The sequence below is a fragment of the Borreliella bavariensis PBi genome, from assembly GCF_000196215.1.
GTDB lineage: Bacteria > Spirochaetota > Spirochaetia > Borreliales > Borreliaceae > Borreliella > Borreliella garinii.
Genome location: NC_006156.1, coordinates 65118 through 90952 on the forward strand (window position 1 = coordinate 65118; position 25835 = coordinate 90952).

General features: G+C 26.7%; 22 protein-coding genes and 1 pseudogene. 14 read left to right on the plus strand and 9 right to left on the minus strand.

Annotated elements, in window-relative coordinates; all coding sequences use genetic code 11:
- Positions 1–5 precede the first annotated feature (5 nt).
- The 11 genes from BG_RS00340 (at position 6) to BG_RS00390 (ending at position 12416) form a co-directional block, all read left to right on the plus strand.
- The gene (locus BG_RS00340) at positions 6–467 is read left to right on the plus strand and encodes a divergent PAP2 family protein (protein ID WP_011193422.1); all 462 of its coding nucleotides are present in this window, start codon (positions 6–8) and stop codon (positions 465–467) included.
- Positions 468–483: 16 nt separating this feature from the next.
- Positions 484–1956: a hypothetical protein gene (locus BG_RS00345; RefSeq protein ID WP_011193423.1), complete on the plus strand. Its 1473-nt coding sequence runs from the start codon at positions 484–486 to the stop codon at positions 1954–1956.
- 7 nt (positions 1957–1963) lie between these two features.
- Entirely contained in the window at positions 1964–4282 is a 2319-nt protein-coding gene (locus BG_RS00350) for an RnfABCDGE type electron transport complex subunit D (RefSeq protein WP_011193424.1), read from the plus strand.
- Entirely contained in the window at positions 4279–4839 is a 561-nt protein-coding gene (locus BG_RS00355) for a hypothetical protein (RefSeq protein ID WP_011193425.1), read from the plus strand. The genes BG_RS00350 and BG_RS00355 overlap by 4 nt, the downstream gene beginning before the upstream one ends.
- Before the next feature lie 15 nt (positions 4840–4854).
- Positions 4855–5932, plus strand: a protein-coding gene (gene prfB, locus BG_RS00360) for a peptide chain release factor 2 (RefSeq protein WP_123771942.1) whose coding sequence is annotated in 2 segments (ribosomal slippage) — positions 4855–4911 and positions 4913–5932 — 1077 coding nt in all. Because the reading frame shifts where the segments join, the coding sequence is not laid out codon by codon here.
- A complete protein-coding gene (locus BG_RS00365) occupies positions 5914–7323 on the plus strand; it encodes a hypothetical protein (RefSeq protein WP_011193427.1) in 1410 nt (469 codons plus the stop codon). Before prfB ends, BG_RS00365 begins: the two co-directional genes overlap by 19 nt.
- 36 nt (positions 7324–7359) lie before the next feature.
- The gene (ftsY, locus tag BG_RS00370; RefSeq protein ID WP_011193428.1) at positions 7360–8205 is read left to right on the plus strand and encodes a signal recognition particle-docking protein FtsY; all 846 of its coding nucleotides are present in this window, start codon (positions 7360–7362) and stop codon (positions 8203–8205) included.
- Positions 8202–9230, plus strand: coding sequence for a hypothetical protein (locus BG_RS00375; RefSeq protein WP_011193429.1), 1029 nt, complete (start codon positions 8202–8204; stop codon positions 9228–9230). The genes ftsY and BG_RS00375 overlap by 4 nt, the downstream gene beginning before the upstream one ends.
- The gene (locus tag BG_RS00380; RefSeq protein ID WP_011193430.1) at positions 9231–10484 is read left to right on the plus strand and encodes an ABC transporter permease; all 1254 of its coding nucleotides are present in this window, start codon (positions 9231–9233) and stop codon (positions 10482–10484) included.
- Position 10485: 1 nt separating this feature from the next.
- Entirely contained in the window at positions 10486–11166 is a 681-nt protein-coding gene (locus BG_RS00385) for an ABC transporter ATP-binding protein (protein WP_011193431.1), read from the plus strand.
- Positions 11163–12416, plus strand: a complete 1254-nt coding sequence (locus BG_RS00390) for an ABC transporter permease (RefSeq protein WP_011193432.1) — start codon at positions 11163–11165, stop codon at positions 12414–12416. The genes BG_RS00385 and BG_RS00390 overlap by 4 nt, the downstream gene beginning before the upstream one ends.
- Before the next feature lie 11 nt (positions 12417–12427).
- Here BG_RS00390 and BG_RS00395 read toward each other — a convergent pair whose 3' ends face one another.
- Both BG_RS00395 and BG_RS00400 read right to left on the minus strand, forming a co-directional pair.
- Positions 12428–13726, minus strand: a complete 1299-nt coding sequence (locus BG_RS00395) for a hypothetical protein (RefSeq protein ID WP_011193433.1) — start codon at positions 13724–13726, stop codon at positions 12428–12430.
- Complete coding sequence (locus BG_RS00400) at positions 13719–14039, minus strand: hypothetical protein (protein ID WP_011193434.1); 321 nt, start codon at positions 14037–14039, stop codon at positions 13719–13721. The genes BG_RS00395 and BG_RS00400 overlap by 8 nt, the downstream gene beginning before the upstream one ends.
- Positions 14040–14221: 182 nt before the next feature.
- Between BG_RS00400 and BG_RS00405 the strand changes: the two genes are divergently transcribed.
- From BG_RS00405 to BG_RS00415, 3 genes and pseudogenes are all read left to right on the plus strand, one after another.
- The gene (locus tag BG_RS00405; RefSeq protein ID WP_011193435.1) at positions 14222–15490 is read left to right on the plus strand and encodes a cysteine desulfurase; all 1269 of its coding nucleotides are present in this window, start codon (positions 14222–14224) and stop codon (positions 15488–15490) included.
- Between the two features lie 203 nt (positions 15491–15693).
- Positions 15694–16122, plus strand: coding sequence for an iron-sulfur cluster assembly scaffold protein (locus BG_RS00410; protein ID WP_011193437.1), 429 nt, complete (start codon positions 15694–15696; stop codon positions 16120–16122).
- Positions 16119–17654: pseudogene (locus BG_RS00415) on the plus strand (YifB family Mg chelatase-like AAA ATPase). The gene BG_RS00410 and the pseudogene BG_RS00415 overlap by 4 nt, the downstream one beginning before the upstream one ends.
- A gap of 29 nt (positions 17655–17683) precedes the next feature.
- Here the strand turns inward: BG_RS00415 and BG_RS00420 are convergent.
- The 7 genes from BG_RS00420 to BG_RS00450 all read right to left on the minus strand — a co-directional run bounded on the left by BG_RS00420 (position 17684) and on the right by BG_RS00450 (position 25833).
- A complete protein-coding gene (locus BG_RS00420; RefSeq protein WP_011193441.1) occupies positions 17684–18634 on the minus strand; it encodes an L-lactate dehydrogenase in 951 nt (316 codons plus the stop codon).
- A gap of 122 nt (positions 18635–18756) precedes the next feature.
- Positions 18757–20562, minus strand: a complete 1806-nt coding sequence (lepA, locus tag BG_RS00425; protein WP_011193442.1) for a translation elongation factor 4 — start codon at positions 20560–20562, stop codon at positions 18757–18759.
- 33 nt (positions 20563–20595) lie between these two features.
- A complete protein-coding gene (locus BG_RS00430; RefSeq protein WP_044007948.1) occupies positions 20596–21570 on the minus strand; it encodes a hypothetical protein in 975 nt (324 codons plus the stop codon).
- A gap of 71 nt (positions 21571–21641) precedes the next feature.
- Positions 21642–22076 (minus strand): ATP synthase subunit C-like protein, encoded by a 435-nt coding sequence (locus tag BG_RS00435; RefSeq protein ID WP_002556692.1) that lies wholly within the window; start codon positions 22074–22076, stop codon positions 21642–21644.
- Between the two features lie 16 nt (positions 22077–22092).
- Complete coding sequence (locus BG_RS00440; RefSeq protein ID WP_011193444.1) at positions 22093–23919, minus strand: V-type ATP synthase subunit I; 1827 nt, start codon at positions 23917–23919, stop codon at positions 22093–22095.
- A gap of 10 nt (positions 23920–23929) precedes the next feature.
- The gene (locus BG_RS00445; RefSeq protein ID WP_011193445.1) at positions 23930–24526 is read right to left on the minus strand and encodes a V-type ATP synthase subunit D; all 597 of its coding nucleotides are present in this window, start codon (positions 24524–24526) and stop codon (positions 23930–23932) included.
- A 2-nt stretch (positions 24527–24528) separates the two neighbouring features.
- Positions 24529–25833: a V-type ATP synthase subunit B gene (locus BG_RS00450; protein WP_011193446.1), complete on the minus strand. Its 1305-nt coding sequence runs from the start codon at positions 25831–25833 to the stop codon at positions 24529–24531.
- Positions 25834–25835 lie beyond the last annotated feature (2 nt).

The window sequence follows — 25835 nt, forward strand, 5'->3', positions numbered from 1 at the left end:
TAATAATGATAAGGGCATTGCTTACCAACGATCTTTTTTTATCTTGTTTTGTATCAGGAATTTCTGCTCAAGTAATTAAATATGGTATCCAAACTGTAAAAACAAGAAAGTTAAAACTAACTCCAGTGCATCTTTTAAAAAAAATTTTTCTAGAAACAGGGGGCATGCCAAGCAGTCATTCATCAACAGTCACTGCGCTTTCAACCTCAATTGCAATAACTGAAGGGATAAGGCACAATTTTATAATAGCTCTTGCCTTTGCTCTTATTACAATAAGAGATTCTTTCGGAGTAAGATATATGTCTGGGGTTCAGGCAGAATATTTGAATGCATTGTCAGAAAAATTAAAAAAAGAAATAAAAATTGGCCCCACAGAAATAAAAGTGGTCAAGGGACACAAAAAGAAAGAGGTTCTAACGGGCATAATAATAGGAATAGTCTCTGCATATATTGTGTGCTATTTATAGTACAGGGAAAAAATAAATGTTGCGCTTTTTAAGTCTTTTGTGTTTAATTGCAACAATGCCACTTATCAATTCATGCGATGTAGCTCAATTTGGAGATTATAAACCCCTATACTTCACAAATGAAGCAGACCTAAAAACTGCTAATGAATACATAAATTCATTAGGATACAAAACAATCTCAGAATACACAACTAAAATTGACATTTTAGACTTTCCCGAAAATAAAAAAATCACAATAAATGAAACAAACAAACTTAACAATCTTGACTTGAGAAAAAATATATTTTTAAAAAAACTTCCCAATCTTTTCAACATAGAAAATAAAAAACTTCTTTATGTTGAAAACAGATTTAAAACTATAAATTTTAAAAACCTAAAAAAAGAGCTCAATATCAATGTCGACATGCATTCTGCTGACTACAAAACAAAAATTAATTTTATTTCAAGCATAATATTTTTAATCATAATAATTTTATTAATTTTTTTAAATCCAGCAAACTCTATATTTACTTTAATTTTTCTATTAATCTCATCACTTACTTTTATAATAAGTAAAGAAATAATGTATTTTTATCCATTTACAGTTCTCTCTTATTTGTTATTTTCAATAATCAATAATTTTAACAAAAATTACAATAAAATATATTTAAAAGAAATAAATTTTTTAACACTAATAACAAAAATAAAACACTTACTATTTTTCTTTACATTCGCAACTCTATATTTCATTACAATCACGGCCTTTTTTACTACAAATATTGATCCCACTTTTATTGCATTTGTTGCAATACCAGCCCTTTGCATTTTTTTAATTTTCAGCTGGATCAAAACAGAAAGCAATTTTAAAGATACATTCTTATTCCCGATCGAAATTAAAGAGAGAAAAAAAGAAGAAAAAAAAACTTTAAAATTTAAAATAGCAATACATCTGCTGCTATTTACACTCTCATTGATGCCATTCGTTTATTCAAGCTATATACTAAATTCTTATAAAAACATCAACTACCTTTACAGTAAAAAATTAAATTATTTCGATTATTTAAATCCTAACAATATTTATATAATGCTAGGATATAATAAAGACATGCCCAATATTGTAGGGTATCTATCCCATATTCTTTATCAAAACGAACTAAAATACAATATTACTGCTAAATATGGAAAAATTCCTAAAAATATAAAAGAAAATTACTTTGAAGTCAAAAACAACAAGATAGAAATTAATCCTAAAACCGTTTACGAAGTAGACAAATCATTTATTGATGAGGCTCTTAAAAAAGATCTTGCAAGTCTGTTTTTAAACAATAAAAACCCAATACTAATATATAAAGAAAATAAGGATAATATCAATATAGATAAAAAAAATTACAAAATGCTCTTCTTATTCTCTTTGCCTTTCTTTGTATTACTATTCCTATTTAAAGCAATAAGATTTACAATTCTTTTAAATATAAATGAAAAAACCTATAAAAAATATATTCAAGGATAGATAGCTAATGCTAGACTTAGAAAAAGTAAAAACAATTTTTAAAAAATATAATAAATACGAGGTAAACATTGACGAGATTCAAATACCTGAATATGCCCTCATACCCCTTGAAACAGAAAATTCAAAATCTATAATATACATAATTGAAAAACAAAAAATAGAAGAAAATCAAATTTTATCTAAAAATTCAAACATAGAACTATATACATACTCCCCAATATCTGGAATAGTGGAAAAAATATACACAGCAAACTTTCCAGATGGTAAAAAATTAAAATCAGCATTAATCAAATTTCAAGGAAAAATAAAAACCGAAAAAACCCCAATTGAAGATGAAATATCAAGAGAAAAGACCCTAGCAAAATTAATTCAACTAGGAATTCCTTGGTTTAATGAAAATTCTTTATTTCAGTTCATAAACAAATGTAAAAAAATAGACAAAATGATTTTATTAACAAATGGAAAAGATGTGTTTACAAATATTTCAGAAGCACTGATGGCAGAAAAATTAGAAGATATTCTTTCAGGATTCCAAATAATCGACAAAATATTTAAATTCAAAGAAATCACAATAATATCAAATAAAGACAAACTGAAAAAAGCATTCGAAAAATTAAATATTTTTAAAAACAAAAAAATAAAAATTAAATCTTTAGAAAATGCATATCCTTATACAAATCACGAAATGATAATGCACTTTTTATACAATAATAAAAATGCAAAAGATGACATAAACCCTCTCAACAATATTTTATTAGTAAATATTGAAGATCTATATAATACAAATATTGTTATAAACAATAACAATCCTTATAAAGAAAAATTTGTAGCTATAAATGGAAATAAAAAAATAAAAAGTAGAATACTAAAAGTAAAAATTGGAACTTCTTTCAGCCAAGTAATAAACGAAAAAATTGATACAAAAAAATATGAAATTTTTTTAAACAATCCGGTCAATAAAATAAAAATTGAAACATTAAACATACCAATAACAAGGGATATTTATAGCATCACCATATTAAAGAAAAAGTCAATATATGACAAAATTAGAGCATTGTTTATATCTAGCTTTTCGCCATTACAAATGGAAGATATTATTTTCTCATACTTAAAGAATGAAAAAATAAATGATAACAGCAAATTAAAAATATTTAAATATACAGACAAAGAAGTAGAAGAAGAAATACATAAAGTTCAAAAAGAAATTAAAGGTAAAATTCTAAATGAAAGCCTAATAAATGAGGTAATATACACTGAAAACAATTTAAAAGATATATACTTTGCTATCATACTATCATTATTGCCTAGTTTAATGTTTTCTTTCTTAAATAATACAAAATTCATGACAGACACTTTACTGCTAATATTTATTAGTGTAGCAATCTATGTACCAATAATGCTAAAAATTAATTACAAATGTTTGTCTTTTTTTGTTTACAATGCCTTAATTATAAGCATTATATTGCCTTTAAATTTAGCAATTACACTAAAAATAGCCTCCTTATTGTTTACTTTTTTAGTATTCTTTTACTTTTTCAGGCTATCAGCATTTTTAGCAAATCCTATATTAATTTCTTTTATGTTTTTTGTATTAAATTTTCCAGTAAGTTTTAAGCAAACCTATCAAGAAGAGCTTAAAAACTCAACCCCAATAATTCCAACCTGGAATGAAATAATTAGCACAAATCCAAACATAAAAAATTTTAAAAGTTTAAATACCTTGACAAGATATGAAAATAAAAACATCGATGCAATTGAAAACTTTGTAAATAAAAACATTTTTTCCGTTTTTAATATAATTGTCACAAGATTTCATATTGAAAGTCTTTTAGGAGTTAATAATGAAAAAACAATATCTCCAATCTTGCTTTATTTTGGACTCTTATTGATAGTTGGTAAATATATAATTAACAAATTAATACCATTGTCATTTTATATAAGTTTAATGACAATCTCATACATAACACATAATATAGGAATGCTAAGCCACATCAGCTCAGATATGTTAACATTGCTTATTTCCCCAATACCAATGCTCTTAATATTTACAATGGCAACAGAAGTGCAAATAACACCTCACTTCAAATTTGAGCAAATCCTTTACGGGTCGATATTGGCATTTATATACTTTTTAATATTAAGCTATATTCCTTTTGAAACTTTATCGGTCATAATATCTATCTTTATCTTACAAGCAAGCTCAAACTTAATAAAAAAATATAGCTTAACCTTTAAAATTAAAAAAATAATGCATTTTTTAAAAAAAAATAAAGGAAAAGCACTCAAACCCCTTCAAGAGGATGAAAAGGATATAATAAAATTATGACTAATAATTTGATTACATGCTTAATTATTAACAACTTAACTTTAATACACTTTGTTGGATTTGAAGACATAAAAATAAAAAATAATGAAATCTTAATAAAAAAATACGTCATAATAACAATTACCTCTTTATTAATATATTCAATATCATTCTATCTCTATAAACTACTTGAAAAGAACAATTTATTGTTTTTAATGCCAATTTTTTATGTAATTTTAATTTACATGCTGATATTATCATTTAAGGTATTAAATGATATGTTTATTGTTTACAATAAAAAATCAAATTATTCAAACGATTTTATGCTTTCAAATAGCAGTTTAATTGCAATAACATTTTTTGCGCTTGATAAGAACAACGGATTTCTTGAAGGATTAGAAATACTTATTCTGTCTGTACTTGGCATACTAATAGCTTTAATGTCAATAATATCAATTAAAAAAAACTTTGATAAAAAACCTAAAATCAATATATTGGAAAACGAACCAATATATTTTTTTATAATGTTTATTTTATCTTTAATTCCAAATATAATTATATTAATATACAATAAATAATAGCGAGAAATAAAAATGAAAGAAAAAATAAATATATTGTTTGAACAAGCCGAAGGCATTTGGAGGAAGCTTTGACAAAAAAGAAATTCAAGATAAAATAGAAAAATACGAAAAAGAAATACACCAGAAAAATTTTTGGAATGATCCTAAAAGAGCCCAAGAAGTTATAAAAGCTCAAAGTATCTTGAAAAATAAAATTGATCCGTGGGAAGAGCTAATAAACAAAATCAAAGATTTAAGCGATCTTTGTGAAATTGTTGAAAATGAAAAAGATATTAACAGCTTAGAAATCGAATTTAATGTACTTGAAAAACAGTACAAAAATTTACTCACAATTTCTTACTTTAAAGAAGAGCTTGACATAAACAGCGCTTTTTTAACTATTCATTCTGGTGCTGGAGGCACTGAAGCATGTGACTGGGTTGCAATGCTTTACAGAATGTACTCAAGATATGCTGAGAGAAAAAAATATAAAACAGAACTGATTGATTTGCTTGAAGCAGAAGGTGGAATTAAATCTATTACAATAGAAATCAAAGGTGAATATGCTTATGGACTTTTAAAAAGTGAAGTTGGAATACATCGCCTTATAAGAATTTCTCCGTTTGATGCTGCTAAAAAAAGACATACCTCTTTTGCATCAGTATTTGTTGACCCTGTTATTGATGAGAAAATAGAAATAATAATTAAACCAGAAGATATAAGAATTGATACATATAGAGCATCGGGAGCTGGGGGGCAACACGTCAACAAAACATCCTCTGCTGTAAGAATAACTCACATTGAAACAGGAATAGTAACTCAATCTCAAAGCGACCGAAGTCAGCACAAAAACAAAGATATGGCAATGAAAGTTTTAAAATCAAGACTTTACGAATACTATAAGAATAAAGAAGATAAAAAAAATAAATCCAAGCAAGAAGTAAAAAAAGAAATTTCTTGGGGCAACCAAATAAGATCTTACGTATTTCAACCTTACAATTTAGTAAAAGATCACAGAACAAAATTTGAAAATTCAAACACCACTTCGGTTATGGACGGCAATATAGATAATTTCATAGAAGAGTATTTAAAATGGAAAAGTTTAAACTAACCCTAGTAATGCCGTTGCTAATATTTACAATATATAAAATACATTCTCAAAGTAATATTGAATACAACTTTTCCTATATCATTAATACAAAAAAAGAAAATATTGACCTTAAAAAAGGAATTGAAAAACAATTAAACAAAGTCTACGATAAAATAACAGAGCATGTTGTAAGCAACGATGACAAGAATATTATTGAAGATATTTATATAAATCAAGATATAATAAAAACAGAACTTGAAATTAGCAAATTAAAAAAAGAAATGGATATAAAAAAACTGCAAAACATAATAAACGCAAAAGAAAAGCATAACACTGAAACTAAAATCGATGAGCTTAAAAAAAATATTCAAAATATTAAAAGCAAAAAAAAAAGATTTGCAGAATATTTTAGCAATTTAAAAAAATTAAAAGTAAAATATAAAAAAATCGAAGAACAAACAAACATCTCAAATTTAAATAAAGAATTTTTCATAAGAGAAGAATTATTTTTTATTAGCTATATTGACCTTAAAAAAATAGAAAATTATTATTTACTAGAAATTAGCAACGTTACTCCCGAGAAAATTGAGACTGAAAAAGCAGTATTTAAAACATCCTCTTCTGTTAATGAAATTGCAGATAAAATAACAAAACACAGTTTCAAAAAAATATTAGGTAGAGAATTTTTAAAAATCAACATTAATGTCAAAAACAACTCGGATGCAAAAATCTATATAAATGAAAAATTTGTTTCAAAAGGAATCTATTACAATAATATTTTTGACATTTCTAAAATCCCAAACAAAGAAATTGAAATACAAATCACAAGCACAAATTTCGAAAACTACTCTATTAAAAGAAAAGTAAAAAATGCAGATTCAATAATATTAAATATTGACTTAAAAAGAACAATCTCTAAAAAAGTAGAAATTAAAAGCAATGTGAAATCTAAAGTTTTTAAAAAAGGCATATTTATGGGAGAAACCCCAATTGAAATAGAAAAACCAGAAAATCAAGACATCATTTTGCTTAAATCTGAAGGATATAAAGATAAATTCAAGTTAATAAATAAAGAAAAAGATCAAGTAGAAATAGAAATGATAAAAACTATCAAAAATAGACTTAGCAATAAAAGAGATAAATTTTATATTAATCTAGCTGTTTTTACATTAAGCACAATAGGAACCATTTTTGCAGGAACGTTACTTAACAATGCAGAAGCACTTTATAAAATAACTGGCAATCACTTTATCAACAAAATATTAACAGCTGAAGATGTTTATATGGCAAAAGCAGAACAAATGACTGCAAAATTTCTATTTGGAGCAGGTATTACCTTAACTATTGGTAGCTTTATTTCATTAATAACTCATTTAGTAGAATATATTAAAGAAGCAAATCTAGGAGAATAGATTTAACAATTAGCAATAAAATAGGAGAACAAACATTTGGGCATTTTAGAAAAAATAAAAAATTTATTTAAAAGCAAGCAACAAGAAAATATTATTGAAAATTTAGAAGACATTCTATTAGAATCAGACATTAATAATGAAATTGTAATAGAGATAATAAACAAATTAACAAAAGAAAAAAATAAAAACGAAAAAACTATTATTGAAAAACTAAAAGAACTTTTAAGTAATTATATTAATATAAAAAAATTTACTCTAGAAAATAACAAATTAAACATTTTGTTAATAGTTGGCATAAATGGAATTGGAAAAACATCAAGCATAGCAAAACTTGCAAATAAATTAAAAAATGAAGGCAAAAATATATTAATATCCGCTGCTGATACATTCAGAGCAGCCGCAATTGAACAAATGAAAGTTTATGGTGAACAAATTGGAATCAGAATAATATCTCAAAACCAAGGAAGCGATCCATCAGCTGTTATATTCGACAGCATATCAAGCGCTAAGATTAAAAATTATGATGCATTAATTATTGACACAGCCGGAAGATTGCAAAATAAAGAGAATTTAATAAAAGAGCTTCAAAAAATAAACAATGTAATATTAAAGCAAATAAAAAACACTAATATCAATTATCAAAAAATACTTGTAATCGATTCTACTATTGGAAAAAATACAAATAGCCAAGCAGAAATTTTTAATAAAGCAATAGAAATAGACGGAATAATAATCACGAAACTTGATTCATCCTCAAGAGCAGGTGTAATAATAAATATTTCAAAAATTCTTGAAAAGCCCATATACTTTACTACATTTGGAGAAACACTAGAAGACATTAAAGAATTTGATATCAATGAATATCTTAATAAATTGCTATGAAAAAAAAACAATTAATACTTCTTCTATTTATAACACAAATTATTTATGCAAAAAGCTATTTTGCATCTGACACATTTTTCAATAAATACCAAAAATTAAACGAAAAACCAAAAAAAGGATTTTACATTGAGTATCATTTGATTGATGATACCGAAAAACTCTACTTATATAAAGAAACAAATTTAATAAAATATAAGACAATTCAAATAATAGAAAACACAAGAAAAATCACATATTATGATACAAAAGATACAAAAAGAAAAGAAGAGGTTTACGATAATTTAAATAATAAAATACAAGAAATTGAATATGACAGCAAAGGAAAAATTCTTGAAACAGCAAATTACTTTTATGAAAACGGCAACTTAATATCCAAGAATTTAAAAACAATAAACCAAAAACCAAAATTAATATTTTACTCTAAAGATGAAAATGGTAAATTACTAAAAATAACAGGATCAAATTTCCAAATTTGGAACTATGGAATCAATGGCGATATAAAATCTACATATTTTGACATCAAAAAATCAACAACAAAGGCTATAAAATATGATGACAAAAAAAGAAATTTAAACAGTACAATTATTGTTAATAATAAAATAAAATCTAAAGAAAAAAACCAATATCTAGATGAACAAAAAATAGTAAATACCGTTGAAGAAGCAAACACAAAAATCATATCTACATATCAAAGAAACAATCTAATTAAAGAAGAAACATATAAAAATAATGAACTTATAAAAATAAATGATTTTCAATACAACTCATCTGATATGATAATTTTTCAAAACACTAAAGAAAAGGATAAAGACCAATATACCAATACTAAAATTGAATACGAATATAACAAAGACAACCAATTAAAAAGCAAAAAAATTTATGAAAACGATATAATTTATCTAAAAACCGAATACCACAATGATAATGAATATGAAGAAGAAATATACTACAATAAAAAACCCGCTCTTAGAGTAAAGCATAAGAATGGAAAAATCATCGAAGAAAAACCAATAGGAACAAATTAAATGGGTATAAGAAATTTTTTGCTTAAAAAATTAATACTAGAAGAAAAAAATAGCTTAGCCCTCACAATTGTAATAATATTAAGCATTACCTTAGGTGAAATAATAATTATCCTAACAATATCAATTATGAATGGTTTTCAAAACGATTTTTTCCTTAGCACTACAAATGTAGAAAGTGGAAATTTGAAAATAGAAAATGAACTTACTAAAGAAGAAATCAAAAAAATTAAAAAGATTGAGGAAATAAAACATATAAATAAAATATACGAAACGCAAGGCATTGGAATTCAAGATTATTATTATCCAACTATTTTGCATATCATTGCAGTTGATATTAAAGATCTTAAAAAAGACCAAAATTTTATTACATTTACAGGACTTGAAAAAGATGAACTGGATCTTAAAGACGATGAGATCATTATTGGAAATGTACTCTCCTACAATTTTAACTTATTAAAAAATGATACCTTAAGATTAATAATCGCCGATGAAATAAAAAACTTTATATCATTAGAAAATGATATAAAAAATTTTAAAATAAAATCAATTTTCAAAAGTAATTATGCAAAAATAAATGAAAATTTAATTTTTATGAATATAGACTATTTTATTAAAAATAATCTTTTACGTAATTCTAACATCAATTACCAAGTAAAAACAAAAAATTTAAATCCAAGTAACAAATTAATTGAAAAGATCAAAGCTATTAATCAAAAAATTAAAGTAAAAACTTGGAATGAATACAATAAAGAATTTTATAAAGCATTGAAAATAGAACGAAATACAATGTTAATTATTTTAACAAGCATTTTCATTGTTATTGCTGTTAATGCATATTATCTACAAAAAAGAATAATAATAAACAAAAATAAAGCTATTTTAATACTATTATCCATGGGGCTTAGAATAAAAAAAATAAAACAAATTTTTTTTATTCACTCAATAATAATCTGCACTATAGGGGGACTTCTTGGCTTGATACTGGGAATTTCAATTTCCTTAAATATAAATGAAATTTTAAAAATAATTGATAATCTAGTAAACAGTTTAATAAATTTTTTAAATCAAATATTGGCTTTAGAAATAGATGGCATTAAAATACAAATAGTAAAAGATACAATTACTCCTAAATTATTTTTAAGCGATTTAGTATTTACTTTCTGCTTTGCATGCTTTTCTACAATATATTCAAGCATGAAAGCAACAAAAAAAATTGGAAGTCAGAAAAACATTGAAACTATAAATGGGTCGTAATATGGAAAATATATTAATTATAAAAAATCTTTGCAAAGCATATAAAAAAAATAAAACAAAAATTCAAGTAATAGAAAATCTAAACTTAACTGTAACAAAAGGTGAATTTATTTCAATTCAAGGAAAAAGTGGATGCGGGAAATCAACTCTTTTTAATATGATTTCAGGAATTGATAAAATAGATTCTGGGGAAATAATATCTTGTGGAATAGTTTTGAAAAATGCAAATGAAAAAACATTGAGTTTGTATAAAAACAGACAAATAGGTTTAGTATTCCAAAATTATAATTTAATAAATGAGTTCAATGTAACTGAAAATATAATTTTACCCAAAATCATCTCAGGCCAGGAAACAAAGGAAACAGTAAATAAAAAAGCTCTAGATCTAATGAAAATACTAAAAATAGAAAACAGAGCAAAACATTATCCTTCAGAACTCTCTGGAGGCGAATCACAAAGAGTTGCTATTGCTAGAGCGTTAATCAATGAACCTGATATAATCTTATGTGATGAACCTACGGGAAATTTAGACTTAAGTACAGCTAAAACTGTAGAAAATCTACTTATCAATACAACAAAAAATTTTAGAAAAACCTTAATACTAGTTAGTCATAACCCTCAATTTGCTAACAAAGCAGATTCAAAATATGAATTCAAAGATAGGACATTAAAAAAACTATGATGCTTCTAAAGCTAACAGAAATTACAAAAATTGCGTATATAATTTTTAAAAATTCAACAAATAAAATAGCTTTAATAGGTTCTGGAATATCATTAAGTTTAGTAATGATCCCACTAATTATTGTCTACTATATGTCTAGCAATATTATGACTTCTACTATTAATAAATATATTGAAAGTGAAGGTTTTTCCATTCAAATAGAATACAATAACACAAATAAAACCAATTACTTAAAAGACAGATTAAGCTCATTTAAAAAAAAATATAATTACAAAGATTTAAATTACTTTTTTGAGAAAAGAACTTACGGAATTATTGGAAATAATAAAAAACAAGGCGTATTAATAAGAGCAATAGAAAATGAATTCATATTGGAAAACAAATCAATAAAATTAATAAAAGGTACTAAAAATTTAAAAAAGGACTCCATACTCATTCCAAATCAAATAAAAAATAAACTTAATTTAAATCTCAATGAAAAAATTGATATTTTGATTCCAAATGCAAAAAACCATAAAATACTGCCCAGAATAAAAAAGTTTCATATCTCAGGAATAATTGAAACCGGACTAAAAGATATTGACAATAACTTAGTTTTAATTTCTCTTGAAAACGAAAATTTAATGTCAAAAAAGTTTTCAAAAAGCATAATTGGAATTGAAACAAATTTCAATTCAATAAAAAACAATGAAATCTTGAAACAGAATTTAGAAACTGAATTTCAAGAATTCCAAATAAAAACATTTTATGAACTTTACTTAAATAAATACAATAATCTAGATATAAGTAAAAAACTTTTAATATTCATTATGGCTTTGATTATAATATTTGCAAGCATTAATATATCTTCGTCTATTTCAATGCTTATTTTTGAAAATAAAAAGAAAATTGCAATACTAAAATCAATTGGAATGAATAATTTAAACATAAAAATAATATTTCTTTTGATATCGCTCACATTAAGCACTACCTTTTGCGGGATTGGAATAATAATTGGGAACTATTTAACACTTAAAATATCTTATTTAATAAACTTTGTTGATAATGTTTTAAACTTTTTTTTAAAAATATTTGGAGAAGAAAATTCTGAAATATTAAACTCAGAATATTACGTATCTGAATTTCAAATAGACTTAAGCCTGAGCTTTAGCTTAACACTTCTTAGCTTATATATGTTAATAAACATTTTAACTACACTGGTTCCGCTCAACATTGTCTCAAATCTAAAAGAAAAAGAAATCTTAAGATAGCGCTTAAAGCCCTATTTAATCATTACATTATAAATTTTAATAGATGAAAAATCCTTTTCAATTGTAGGATAAATCTCATTTAAGAAAATTGTACTAATTGTGAAACTCTGTTTAGATTTAGATTTTAAAAAAGAATTGGCAGAAGAGATTAATTTACGCTTCAAAGACCTAATAATTCTACCTTCCTTATCAATATAACCAATTTCAATCTCCAAATTTTTAATAACATCTTTTGAGGAATTGAAAACTTCTATAACAGTATTTGCTTTACAAATCCCAAAAGACTTTTTAAAATAATTTCCAATATATTTAAATTTCAATATAAAAGAATCTGAATCAAGATTTACACCAATTTTATCATCAACATTTTTAAAAAAATCTACTTCAATAATATCTAATACTACTTTTTTAGGATTAACATCAATAGCTCTTGGTATACTTGATATAACATCAATTGGAATATAAACATTTTTACCCCATTTTAGAGAAAAATCACTTTCTTTGTCAAAAACCTGATTAAACACAGATCTGCCAAGATCATCATAAATTGTAACTCTGTAGGAAATCTTTTTAACAGGATGCTCTTTTGAGACAACCCCTGCTTTAAGCTGATACAAATGAGCATCTTCAAAAACTAAAACTTTAGCGTCTTCTATTTCTATGTAATATAAGTCTTTAGAATCTGAAATGAGATTAGCAGCTTCAACTACTAAATCCGTAGCCATAGTAATAGGAGGAAGACCTTGCGATATTAAAGGAGGAGTAAATTTTTCTTTTAAAGAAGCCTTACCGTTCTCATTTACACCAATGAAACTTTGAAAAGATCTGTAAGTAATCAAAGAAATAAAAAATATTAAAATAGAGCTCAAGGCTAATATTAACATTCTGCTCTTTGATTTCTTAGATTCATAATAGTCGATTAAATCTAAATCATTTCTTATACCAAATTCTTTTGCTTGTAAACTTACATGAATCATTTTTTTTTTAGATTCTTTAGTATTTAACTTATCGGTAATCTCTTTAAAAAGAAAAAAAAATAAACTAAATATTGATTTATCGTGAAGAGAATAAAAATAGATAGATTCAAGCTCTCTAAAAGCAACATCTATCTTCCCCACATCAACAAATCTTTTGACTCTCGCATAAGACTTTTTAAAATGAAGCCCCATATTTTCAATATCATTATCAGAAATATCTGATATTTCAATAATATTTTTAATACTCTTTTTGCTTAAAATTTTACTTTTATACTTTTTAAGTTTTGATAAATAAATCTTAATTCTATCTTCAGATGTTTTACTATTATTCATTATCTTCTAATTCATCAACTTTTTTTAAAAGCCAATAAGCAATATTTCTGGCAGTAGTCTTTGTAATAGAAATTCCTATAAAAGAGTTGATTAATACTATTTTTCCCTCTTCTCCGCGCTTCAATTCTTTTGAGGCATCTTCTAAAACACCTTCTTTGGTTTTTGTATAAGCAATCTCCTCAGAAATCTCTGTAGACTCGAAAACAAGATCACAAAAAATCTCCCCTGTATTAGTTACATTCCCATAAATATTATTAATAGGAACCATTTTATAATCTTCATCTTTTTCAAACCTATAAATTACTTCTTTCATATAAACGAGTATATCATAATCAAAAAACATAGCCAATAAACAAAATTTATACAAAAAAATAAATTTCAATTTAAAAAAAATGATTATTAATTAATAATCATTTTAAACTTTTTTTATGAAATAAAAAATAATGCTATAATGATTAAAAGCTAAAAATTAAAACAAAGGAACTTTTAAGGATTATGGATTTCAAACAAATAAAAAGCAATGCAGAAAAGGTTAAGTTTTTAAGGAAAGATTTTCCTATTTTAAATAAACAGTTTGACAATAAGCATATAATTTATTTTGACAATGCAGCAACCTCTCAAAAGCCTAAAAAAGTAATTTATTCTATCATTGAATATTATGAAAATTACAACGCAAATGTACATAGAAGCGGTCACAAATTTGCAATTCAATCTAGCATAAAAATTGAAAAAACAAGAGAACTTGTAAAAAATTTTATTAATGCAGAATCTTCAAAAAATATAATATTTACTTCTGGAACTACGGATGGAATTAACATCATCGCAAACTCATTTTTTTACTCAAAATACTTTAAAAAAAAAGATGAAATTATTCTTACAACTCTTGAACATAATAGTAATTTGCTGCCATGGGCAAATCTTGCAAAATTAGCTAATCTAACAATTAAGTTTGCTAAATTCAATGAAATGGGAATTATTACCCCCGAAGAAATTGAAAAACTTATTACAGAAAAAACAAAGCTTATAAGTATTTCAGGAATAAATAATACCTTGGGAACAATGAATGATTTAGAATCTATTGGAAAAATCGCAAAAAAATATAATATAAGTCTTTTTGTAGATGCTGCACAAATGGCGCCGCATATAAAAATAGATGTTAAAAAAATTGGCTGTGACTTTTTGGTATTTTCTGGCCATAAAATGCTTGCTCCAACAGGAATAGGAATTTTATACATTTCAAATAATATGGCTGAAAAACTTGATAGTCCAAAATTAGGAGGAAATACTGTAGAAGAAATATTCATAAAAAATGAAAAAATTAAATTTAAATCACTTGATGCTCCCAATAAATTCGAATCAGGAACTCCAAATATTGCAGGAATTATTGGGCTTAAAGAGGCAATAAAATATATCAATAATATTTCTATGGATTTCATTTTAGAACATGATCAGCAATTAATAGAATATGGGGTAAAAAAATTACAAGAGCTTGATGAAGTCGAATTTTTACTAAATACAAATCTTAAAAGAAATTCAATAATATCATTTACAGTAAAAAATATTCACTCACATGATATTGAAACATATTTAGATACAATTGGAATAGCAACTAGAGCCGGAAAAACTTGTTCTTATGTAGCATTTTTCCCAGAAAATTTAAATAAAAACCATCTTTTAAGAATTAGCTTTTATTTTTATAATACACAAGAAGAAATTGATATTTTTATATTGGGATTAAAAAAAGTAATAAAAGAGCTTTCATAAAAATAGAGAAAAATAAAAATCATAACAAAGTTAATCAAAAATCTTTCTTTTTGATTAACTTTAATTTTAGGATTAATAAGCATTATTTCAATCTTTAAAAGTCTAAAAACAATTTAAGCTATGTTTTAAAAAATTTTTATTTAAAAATCTTCATATTATTTTTTATTATTGATTTAATAAATTAAAGAAAATAAAATAAAATTATGCTCACTGAAGAAATTAAAAAAAAATTAATAAAGCTTAGCAAAGTAAATAATTACATAATACATAAAATAAAAACAAACCAAAATTTAAAACATCAATCTAAATGTGGAGATCAAATTTTATTCCAAATAATAGAAGCAAATAACGGAAAATTTAATTTAAAACATTATGCATCTGGATGTATGATCTTACTTGCAAGTGCCAACGCTTTAAACAAATTGTGCAATAATAAACCAAAATCCGAAATCCTAAGCTTAGTACAAAAAGTGATAAACGGTGATTTTGCAAATCTAGAAGAAATTGACACAAGTTTAAAAATTTTTAACATATTTACAAATACAAATAGAAAAGACTGTTTCTTACTGCCATACAAATCATTAAAAGATAGTTTGGTAAACTATAAGCCTTTAAGGAGAACTATTAGATAAAAATCCATTCACACTCATCAATCGGATATGAAGGAGAGCTAATTGAGATTGAAATAGACATTAAAAAAGGAATTCCTGGAATTGATATTGTAGGACTTGCTGGAAGCGAAATTAAAGAATCAAGAGAAAGGGTAAAATCAGCTATAAAGAATTCAAATTTTAATTTCCCTAAAGATAGAATATTAATAAATCTTGCACCAGCTGGAATTAAAAAGCTTGGAACAGCTCTTGACCTTTCGATTGTTATTGGCATCATTAAAATCAAAGGAAACAAAAATAATAAAAATTTAGAAATTTTAATATTAGGAGAATTGCAATTAGATGGCAAAATAAGATCAATAAAAGCAGTTTTACCAGCCGTTGCTCTTGCTAAAGAAAAGAAAATAAAATTTGCAATAGTTCCCTTTGAAAATTTAGAAGAAGCTTATCTAATAGATGGCTTGAATATTTGGAGTGTTAAAGATTTAAAAGAAACTCTAAACATAATAGAACAATTAAAAGACAATATACTTCCTCCAAGAACAGATATTAAACCACAAGCAGTAATTGAACAAGATTATGTTTTAGATTATGACTTTAAAAATATAAAAGGACAACAAAGAGTAAAAAGAGCAATTGAAATAGCAATTGCTGGTGGACATAATATTATGTTATTTGGTCCGCCTGGAAGTGGAAAAACACTTAGTATTAAGTGTGCCCAATCTATTCTTCCTCCACTTACAAACAAAGAGCTTATAGAAACAAATAGAATATGGTCAATATCAGGAAAATTAATAGACAGAAAGATAATAAAACAAAGACCTTTTAGAAATCCTCACCATACTGCCAGTAAAGAAGGAATAATTGGAGGGGGGCCTAATCCTTTGCCTGGTGAAGTGTCTCTTGCCCACAATGGAGTATTATTTCTAGATGAAGCTTTAGAATTTAAAAAATCCATCTTACAATCTTTACGTGAACCTATTGAAGATAAATCAATTTCAATCTCAAGAGCAAGTTTTAAATTATTCAAATACCCGGCCAATTTCCAACTAATGCTTGCAATGAATCTTTGCCCTTGTGGAAATCTTGGCAAAAAAAACACAGATTGTTTTTGCTTACAATAAGAAATTTCAAATTATTGGAAAAAACTTGGAGCTGCAATGCTTGATAGAATTGATATTAGGGTCTCAACAAGAGCGATTAATAATGAAAAATTATTCGGAGAAACAAGCGAAAGTTCAAGTGAAATAAAACGAAGAATAATAAAAGCAAGAAACATTCAAAATATAAGATACGAAAATTTTGCAAACATAAATAAAAATTCTGATCTTAATTCTGATCACATTGAAAAATTTTGCGAATTAAGTGCAATCTTAAAAAATGATTTGATTTATATTCTAAACAAACTAAACATATCTTCAAGAGCAACACATTCAATACTAAAAATTGCAAGAACAATCTCCGATTTAAAGGAAGAAAAAAATATTTCAAGAGAAGCTTTACTCGAGGCAATTGAGCATAGAAAAAACGGAGAAAATATGCTTGAAAAATAAAAACCCCTAAAATATTTGGGGTCTTTAAACTAAAATTCTATTTTATCAATATAGCTTTTAAGCTGATTAGCAGAACTGTTAAACTTCTCAAGCTCTTTAGGACTTATCTTAAAGTTTAAAACTTCTTTGACTCCTTCTTTACAAACTATGGCAGGCGCTCCAATGTAAATGTCTTTAACTAATCCCCCATACTGACCATTAATATAAGAAGATATTGGAAGAATAATATTCTGATCTCCAATTATTGCATTTACAATATTCTTAATACCAAGTCCAATAGCATAATAGGTTGCTCCCTTGAGCTTAATAACCTCATAAGCAGCATTCACAACCTTTTTATGAATTTCATCAAGCTCTATCTCAGTTATTTTGCCTTCAGCAAGGTATTCTGATAAAGGCTTCATTGCTATTTTTGTTTCATCCCAAGTAGCAAAAGAACTATCACCATGTTCACCCATAATATATGAATGTATATTTTGAGTGTTCACATTTAAACGATCACTTAAAAAATATCTAAGCCTTGAAGTATCAAGAATAGTACCAGTGCCAATAACCTTGTGAATAGGAAATTTAGAATATTTCATTGTAACATAAGTCATAATATCTACAGGATTACTTGCAATGACAAAAATACCATCAAATCCACTAGATACAACATTGGTTATAATATCCTTAAAAATTTCAGAATTTTTATCAACCAAATCAAGTCTTGTTTCACTAGGCTTTTGATTAAGTCCTGCTGTAATTACAACAATATCTGCGTTAATACAATCTTTGTAAGTCCCAAACAATACATTAATATTCTTCTTTAAAAACATTTGGCCATGATTAAGGTCCATGACCTCACCTTTTGCTTTATTTTCATTAACATCAATAATTACTAGTTCATGTACAAGCGAATTGTCTATTGTCAAAGCATAAGCAAAGCTTGAACCCACCCCACCAGCTCCAATAAGAACAACTTTATTAGACTTAAGCATAAATTACTCCCATATAAATTTAAACTACAATACAATTAATTTTAAATAAGTAATGATAAAAATATTTTATCGCATTTTTAAGGGCTTTGCCAATCACATACCCTTAAAAATTAAAAACATATTTAATTATCATTAGATTTCAGAACCGCAAGAAAAGCGCGCTGTGGAATCTCAACATTTCCCACCATTTTCATTCGTTTTTTACCTTCTTTCTGCTTTTCCAAAAGTTTTCGCTTACGAGTAATATCACCGCCATAACACTTGGCAGTAACATCTTTTCTAACAGGAGAGATTGTCTCTCGAGCAATAACATTAGAGCCAATAGCACCTTGAATAGCTATTTTAAATTGCTGCCTTGCTATTTCATCTTTCAACTTTTTACAAATCCCAATAGCCTTAGTTTTTGCACTATCTTTAAAAACCAATTGAGACAGTGCATCAACCCTATCCCCATTAACCAATATATCTAATCTTACTAAATCCGTATATTCATAATCTAAAAGTTCATAATCAAAAGAAGCATATCCTCGACTAACAGATTTAATCTTGTCATAAAAATCAAAAAGGATTTCAGAAAGAGGCATTTTATAAATAAGTTCAACACGCTTAGTATCAAGATAAATTAAGCTTGTCTGTACTCCTCTTTTCAATAAACACACACTCATAATGTTTCCTAAAAATTCTGTAGGAACAATTATATTAGCTCTAATATAAGGCTCAAGAACACCTTCAATAGCTTCATTTCCATGAAATTGCTCAGGACTTTCAATAAAATAAGATTCTCCCTTTTTAGGAATTATTTTGTATCTAACAGAAGGAGAAGTCAATATTACATTTAAATCAAATTCACGCTCAATACGTTCTTGAATAACCTCTAAATGCAAAAGACCAAGAAATCCGCACTTAAAACCATGTCCAAGAGCTGATGATGAATCTTTTTCAAATGTTAACGATGCATCATTAAGCTTTAATCTATCCATTGCCTTTAAAAGATCATCATATTGATTAGCATCAACAGGATATACTGAAGAAAACACTACAGGCTTAACCTCTTTAAATCCCTCAAGAGGAGATAATGCGGGACAATCACAAAGAGTTACTGTATCTCCGATCTTCACATCTGATATATTTTTTATTCCTGCAATAAAATATCCAACATCTCCTGCTTCTAATCTATCCTTTCTTTCAAGAGATATTTTAAAAACTCCAATCTCTTCAATTAAATGCTCACTATTAGTATGCATTAATCTAATCTTATCGCCTGTCTTGATTTGTCCTTCAAAAATCCTAAAGTGAACAACAACTCCTCTATAAGAATCATAATGTGAATCAAAAATTAATGCTCTTAATGGATCCTTAATACTTCCTCTAGGAGATGGCACATGCTTACAAATAGCTTCAAGCAAATCATCAATTCCTATTCCATTCTTAGCAGAAATCGAAATAGCAATTTCTTCATTTAATCCTAAATCATTTTTTATTTGCTTTTTTACAAAATCAATATTAGCATTTGGAAGATCTATCTTATTAATAACAGGAATAATTTCTAAATCATGCTCAAAAGCCATATAAAAATTAGAAACTGTCTGAGCTTGTATTCCCTGACTTGCATCAATTAATAAAAGAGCACCCTCACAAGATGAAATTGCTCTTGAGACTTCATAAGAAAAATCAACATGACCTGGGGTATCTACAAAATTTAACTCATAACAATCACCATCATTGCTTTTATAGGTGATTGTTACTACTTGACTTTTTATTGTAATTCCTCTTTCTCGCTCAATCTCCATGCTGTCAAGCATTTGACTTTTAAAATCACGATCAGATATTATTTTAGCCTTTTGAATAAATCGATCGGCTAATGTCGATTTACCATGATCAATGTGTGCAATAATGCAAAAATTTTTCTTACGAATACTAATACTCACTCCCCCCTTGAACTACAAATCAAGATTTAAAAATTAACCCTTTTTTTTAAATACAGAATTTTTAATTTGACTTCTTGATTTCGTAATATAAGGAGAAAATTTTGGCGCAAGATCCACTATTAATTTCCAAGTATCTATTGATCTAAATCTATACTTACCATTAGAATATGCATAAGTAGCAACAGCAACATTATAAACTATTTCCCAAAAATCTGTAGATTCAAAAGCATTTTTTATTGCCTTATACTCATTAATTTTTTGAACAAAAGACCTTAAATTCCTAAACTGATAAACAGGTTCATAATAACAAACATAATCATACATTCTTGTTAAAATCCCTACTGCAGCTATAAGTCCATGAGTAATTGAAAGTTCATAAGCACTTAAACGTAAATAAACTTTTGACAATAATTGATGAGTATCAATAACATTGTAGTTCTTAAATCTGTAAAGATTAAAAGTAAAATCAATGCCAAAAGCTCCCCTTACTTGTTTTAAATAAGAAGTTAAATAAAATGAAATATTAAACTTATTGTTTGGTATACTATTTTCACCTTGAGAATAATCATGATAACTATAATAATCTTTTTTAGTTGAAAACTTATTTAATATGTCATTTAAATAATCAATCGTATCAACATAATTATTCTCAAGTTCAGCCATTTTGGCTAAAGAAAAAAGTATTTTTTTTTCAAAAGATTCATCTAGTAAATAATCTTTGTCTTCAAAAGACTTGTAAAGATTTAATTTTTCAAGAACAGCATTGCCAGACATACCATAGGCTACTGACAAATAATAGCTAGCTTCGGGATAAACACCTTTTCTAAGCAAAGCTTCCTGCAAATAATTAATAGCATGTGTAAGATTGGACTTACTAAATTCAGATTTTGAATAAAGGAATTGTCTACCTTTTTCAAGTAAAATCCAATACGGAAAATTTTTATTACTTGAAGAAATCAAAGAAATAGAAAAAGGCAAAGCAAAAAAAAATAAAACCAAATTTCTCATAATAACAAACATATTAAATTAACTCATAAATTACGAGAAAATTTAATATTAAAAGAAATAATAAATAAAAATTAAACAAACTTAAATATCATTAAAAATACCATTACAAAAAGAGCAACAGATTCTATTAATCCTAAAACTAATAGGTATGTAGCAAACCCTTTTCCGGTCTCAGAAAAAGCATCACAAGCGCCTGCTGCCGCTTTACCTTGAGCAAATCCAGAAACAGCAATCGCAAAACCACCACCAATACCAGCTCCAAGTAACAACCATGGATTTGTCTGCATCATCACCTCATATAAAGTGTTCATTAAAATATATCCATATATTATTTGAGTCAATGGTGCTGAAACAAAAACAATCAATAAAAATGGTGCTGGCTTTCCTTGCATATAACATCTCTTCCATGCTCCAATAGCAGCACTACCTGCTGCTCCCATACCCAACGCAGAACCTATTGCTGAAATTGTCAAAGCTGAATTAACTCCTATTAAACCTATATCCATAAATACTCCTTTTTATTTATTTTTTTATTTTTCTAAAAGGCTTATAAGCATATCCGCTCCACTCTTGCCCTAAATGGTTTGAAAATTCAAGCATATTAAGCCTTACCCCATGAACAATTACTGAAAGTAAAGATAACATTATATTTAAAACATGCCCAAAAAGTATAACAATAATCCCAGCTGCTATAAAACCAATATTAGAAGATTTTAATAAAGGCATTGACATAGCATTAAAACTTGCTGAGATTGAAAGTCCTGCAAGTCCAACTGCAAAAAGTCTAATATAAGATATTATATCTGCAAACCCCGACACAGTAGTTAAAAACTGTTCTATAATACCTCCAAAACTTTTCAATATACACTTAAAAAAATTTGAACCATCTTGTTTACCAAAAACAAATACAAGCGCAACGCCCATGTATATTGCATAATAAACAGCATTATACATGGGAAATCGAGATTGACTGAGTATTAAATTCAAAACAAGGTAATAAAGGCCAGCGATACCTATAAGCCAACCAATTTGTGCAATTGAATGGATATAGGGCTTTTCTTTTACTTGTCTTAAAAAATTCCAAGCATGAGCCAATGAAATTTGCAAAACTCCTATTGAAAAGCAAATAAAAATAATATTTTGTACACTATTTTTATCTGTCAAATAACTAACTTTAAAAGAATTCAAAATAGGAAACATTTCAAGGATTAAAGGACTGCCAAACCAAGTTCCAGTCATAGAGCCATAAAGTATCGATGATACACTAAGATAAAATATTAACCCATGAACTGGGGTTAAAGGCTTCCCTTTAAGGATAAAACTCAAACTAAGCAAAATTCCTATCAAAAAAAATATCACTCCATAAGCTGCATCACCTATTATCATACCAAAAAATACAAAGAAAAATAACATAAAAATAAAACTTATATCCCTTTCTTTGTATCCAGGAATTGTCTCTAAAATATTAAAAATAGGTGCAGCTAAATTGGCAATTCCTTTTCTTTTTATATAGGTTGGAATAATATCATTTTCTTCAGGATCTGCAAATTGCACTGCAAAGCCTGCTTTTAAAACTGAGCTTTTAAGAGATTCTTGACTTTCGGCTGGAACAAATCCCGTAATATATGAAAAATCTTCAAAATCAGTTTGCATATCAGCTAAAACTTGCTCAAACTCTACAATTTGATCGTAATTTTTTATCTCATCTCTTAAAATATCAATGTATTTATTAAAAAGAGAAATTTGAGTCAATTTTTGATCTAAAATCTCATCAACAACCTTTAATTTATTATTAATATAATCAAGATCAAAATTAAACTTAAATTCATCAGCAATTGCAATTTTTTGCTCAAACTCACCAACACTCACAAAATAAGAAGTGTTTTTTACATTTTCAATTAAAAGCACATCAACATTAGGATCTCTTAATAAATTTTTATATTCACTTTTTTGGATTTTAAAAAATTGAATATAAATGTTGGATTCTTTCAATTTGTTAATGTACTCTAAAGAAAAATTTCCCCAAACGGAAATCAAATTCCTTTCATGCAATAAAGATCGTTTAATATCTTGAAATTCTTTAATCTCATTACCTAAATTGACTATGCTTTTTGCAATATCTAAAAAATTTCCATTAGAAGATTTCAAAGCCTTAACGCTTCCATCTTCTCTAAGTAGCGAAAAAGCTTGCAATAAAATTCGCCGATTATCAATGCTTTTTTTTAAAGAATCTGAATTTTTATTGCAAAAGTTAATATGAACTGCTCCAAAATCTCTTAAAATTTCTAATGATTCTTTTTTATATTTTGATAAAGTCAAAAGTAAAACTTTTTTCATTTTTACAATCATAAGCTTGTTCCTATTTTTTTTTAATCAAATTAGACTTAGCAATTTTACCTCTTACAACAGCCGCTGTTTGCTGATCTCCAAGATATATATTAATTTTTTTTATATTAGCCTTAGCTGTTGGTATCATAACTTTCTCAAATAAATTAACTCTCTGAGATGTTACTCGAAACTCTTTTAAAAGCAAATCAATCTGTTTTTTTAAAATTTCAAGTTCTACATTAATTTGAATCACAATTTTAAGAGTTTCAATCCCCTTATCTACCCAATAAGGAGTAAAAAGTAAATCATGCCTTATGTCTTCATATTCAATAGAGTCAAATATAGGAATTGCAACCCCCGCAATATTTACAGACTTTTTGATCACTGTTTTTACTTGAATCCAACTCTCAAAAGGAAATTTTTCACTAAAAAGAGAAATCCAATTAGAAATACTATCTTTAAGTTTTTGTTGCTCAAGATTTTTAATTCTATAAGAATTCTCAATTCTAACAATTTCCATATAAAGCTGCTGTTTTTTAAGCTGCAAAGTAGGCAAATATCTCTTAAACATTTTAAGTTCATCTTTTTGCTTTTTAAGATCATTTTTGGTCAATTTAATTTTAGGCATAATCAACTAGTCTCTTTTTTAGGCCAATATTTTTCGATAAGGTCCGTTTTTATTCCCGTTTCTTTTGGACTAAAACAACTAGCAAGAATATCCCAACCTAAATCTAAAGCCTCTTCCAAGGGGATATTAACAGATAAATCCATCATCTTACTTTCAAACATATTGCTATACTTGAGCAATTTTTCATCCCACTTGGTCATATTAAATCCCATAGCCTTCTTTTCTACAGAATCTTTTGAAGATGCATAAAGCTTAATCATTGAGTCCATTATAGTTCTGTGATCGTCTCTTGTCCTACCATTTACCATTTGCTTAAGTCTTGAAAGCGATCCAAAAGGTTCTATTCTGCCACCCTTTAAATAGTACTGACCTTCTGTAATATATCCAGTATTATCAGGAACAGGATGAGTAACATCGTCACCCGGCATAGTTGTAACCGTAAGTATTGTAATCGATCCTGCACCTTCAAAATCAATAGCTTTCTCATAACGATATGCAAGCTGAGAATATAAATCTCCAGGATAACCTCTATTAGAAGGCACTTGCTCCATCGTAATAGATATTTCTTTCATTGCATCAGCAAAATTTGTCATGTCTGTAAGAAGCACTAAAACTTTTTTACCCTTAAGAGCAAACTTTTCAGCAACAGAAAGAGAAATATCAGGAACAGTTAAAGATTCAACAACAGAATCATTAGCAGTATGAACAAAAAAAATTGTTCTACTTAAAGCACCTCCTTTTTCTAAAGAATCTTTAAAAGTTAAATAATCATCATGTTTAAGTCCCATTCCGCCGAGAATTATCAAATCAACCTCTGCTTGAAGTGCAATTCTAAGAAGAAGCTCATTATAAGGCTCGCCAGAAACAGAAAAGATTGGTAATTTTTGAGATTCAACAAGAGTATTAAAAACATCTATCATTGGAAGCCCCGTTCTTATCATATTTCTAGGAACAATGCGTTTTGCAGGATTTGCAGAAGGCCCCCCAATTTCAATCAAATTATCATCAAGAGAAGGGCCTCCATCCCTAGGATTTCCAGAACCATCAAAAATTCTGCCAAGCAAATTGTCAGAAAATGAAACTTGCATTGAATGCCCTAAAAACTTTATCTCGTCTGATGTGGAAATACCTCTTGTTCCACCATAAACTTGAAGAGAAACTTTTTCTCGATCAAGCTTAATTACTTCGGCTAGAGAACTTGTATCTTTTGCTTTCACAATGGCAAGCTCACCATACTTAATACCTTGAGCTGTAACAGTTATTACATTGCCTGCTATACACTCTATTTTACTATAGACTCTTTTCATAT

What these genes read in the sequence shown, in the direction of transcription:
- BG_RS00340 (WP_011193422.1), top strand. Translation starts at nt 6, where the DNA reads ATGATAAGGGCATTGCTTACCAACGATCTTTTTTTATCTTGTTTTGTA.
- BG_RS00345 (WP_011193423.1), top strand. Translation starts at nt 484, where the DNA reads ATGTTGCGCTTTTTAAGTCTTTTGTGTTTAATTGCAACAATGCCACTT.
- BG_RS00350 (WP_011193424.1), top strand. Translation starts at nt 1,964, where the DNA reads ATGCTAGACTTAGAAAAAGTAAAAACAATTTTTAAAAAATATAATAAA.
- BG_RS00355 (WP_011193425.1), top strand. Translation starts at nt 4,279, where the DNA reads ATGACTAATAATTTGATTACATGCTTAATTATTAACAACTTAACTTTA.
- BG_RS00365 (WP_011193427.1), top strand. Translation starts at nt 5,914, where the DNA reads ATGGAAAAGTTTAAACTAACCCTAGTAATGCCGTTGCTAATATTTACA.
- BG_RS00375 (WP_011193429.1), top strand. Translation starts at nt 8,202, where the DNA reads ATGAAAAAAAAACAATTAATACTTCTTCTATTTATAACACAAATTATT.
- BG_RS00380 (WP_011193430.1), top strand. Translation starts at nt 9,231, where the DNA reads ATGGGTATAAGAAATTTTTTGCTTAAAAAATTAATACTAGAAGAAAAA.
- BG_RS00385 (WP_011193431.1), top strand. Translation starts at nt 10,486, where the DNA reads ATGGAAAATATATTAATTATAAAAAATCTTTGCAAAGCATATAAAAAA.
- BG_RS00390 (WP_011193432.1), top strand. Translation starts at nt 11,163, where the DNA reads ATGATGCTTCTAAAGCTAACAGAAATTACAAAAATTGCGTATATAATT.
- BG_RS00395 (WP_011193433.1), bottom strand. Translation starts at nt 13,726, where the DNA reads ATGAATAATAGTAAAACATCTGAAGATAGAATTAAGATTTATTTATCA.
- BG_RS00400 (WP_011193434.1), bottom strand. Translation starts at nt 14,039, where the DNA reads ATGAAAGAAGTAATTTATAGGTTTGAAAAAGATGAAGATTATAAAATG.
- BG_RS00405 (WP_011193435.1), top strand. Translation starts at nt 14,222, where the DNA reads ATGGATTTCAAACAAATAAAAAGCAATGCAGAAAAGGTTAAGTTTTTA.
- BG_RS00410 (WP_011193437.1), top strand. Translation starts at nt 15,694, where the DNA reads ATGCTCACTGAAGAAATTAAAAAAAAATTAATAAAGCTTAGCAAAGTA.
- BG_RS00420 (WP_011193441.1), bottom strand. Translation starts at nt 18,634, where the DNA reads ATGCTTAAGTCTAATAAAGTTGTTCTTATTGGAGCTGGTGGGGTGGGT.
- BG_RS00430 (WP_044007948.1), bottom strand. Translation starts at nt 21,570, where the DNA reads ATGAGAAATTTGGTTTTATTTTTTTTTGCTTTGCCTTTTTCTATTTCT.
- BG_RS00435 (WP_002556692.1), bottom strand. Translation starts at nt 22,076, where the DNA reads ATGGATATAGGTTTAATAGGAGTTAATTCAGCTTTGACAATTTCAGCA.
- BG_RS00440 (WP_011193444.1), bottom strand. Translation starts at nt 23,919, where the DNA reads ATGATTGTAAAAATGAAAAAAGTTTTACTTTTGACTTTATCAAAATAT.
- BG_RS00445 (WP_011193445.1), bottom strand. Translation starts at nt 24,526, where the DNA reads ATGCCTAAAATTAAATTGACCAAAAATGATCTTAAAAAGCAAAAAGAT.
- BG_RS00450 (WP_011193446.1), bottom strand. Translation starts at nt 25,833, where the DNA reads ATGAAAAGAGTCTATAGTAAAATAGAGTGTATAGCAGGCAATGTAATA.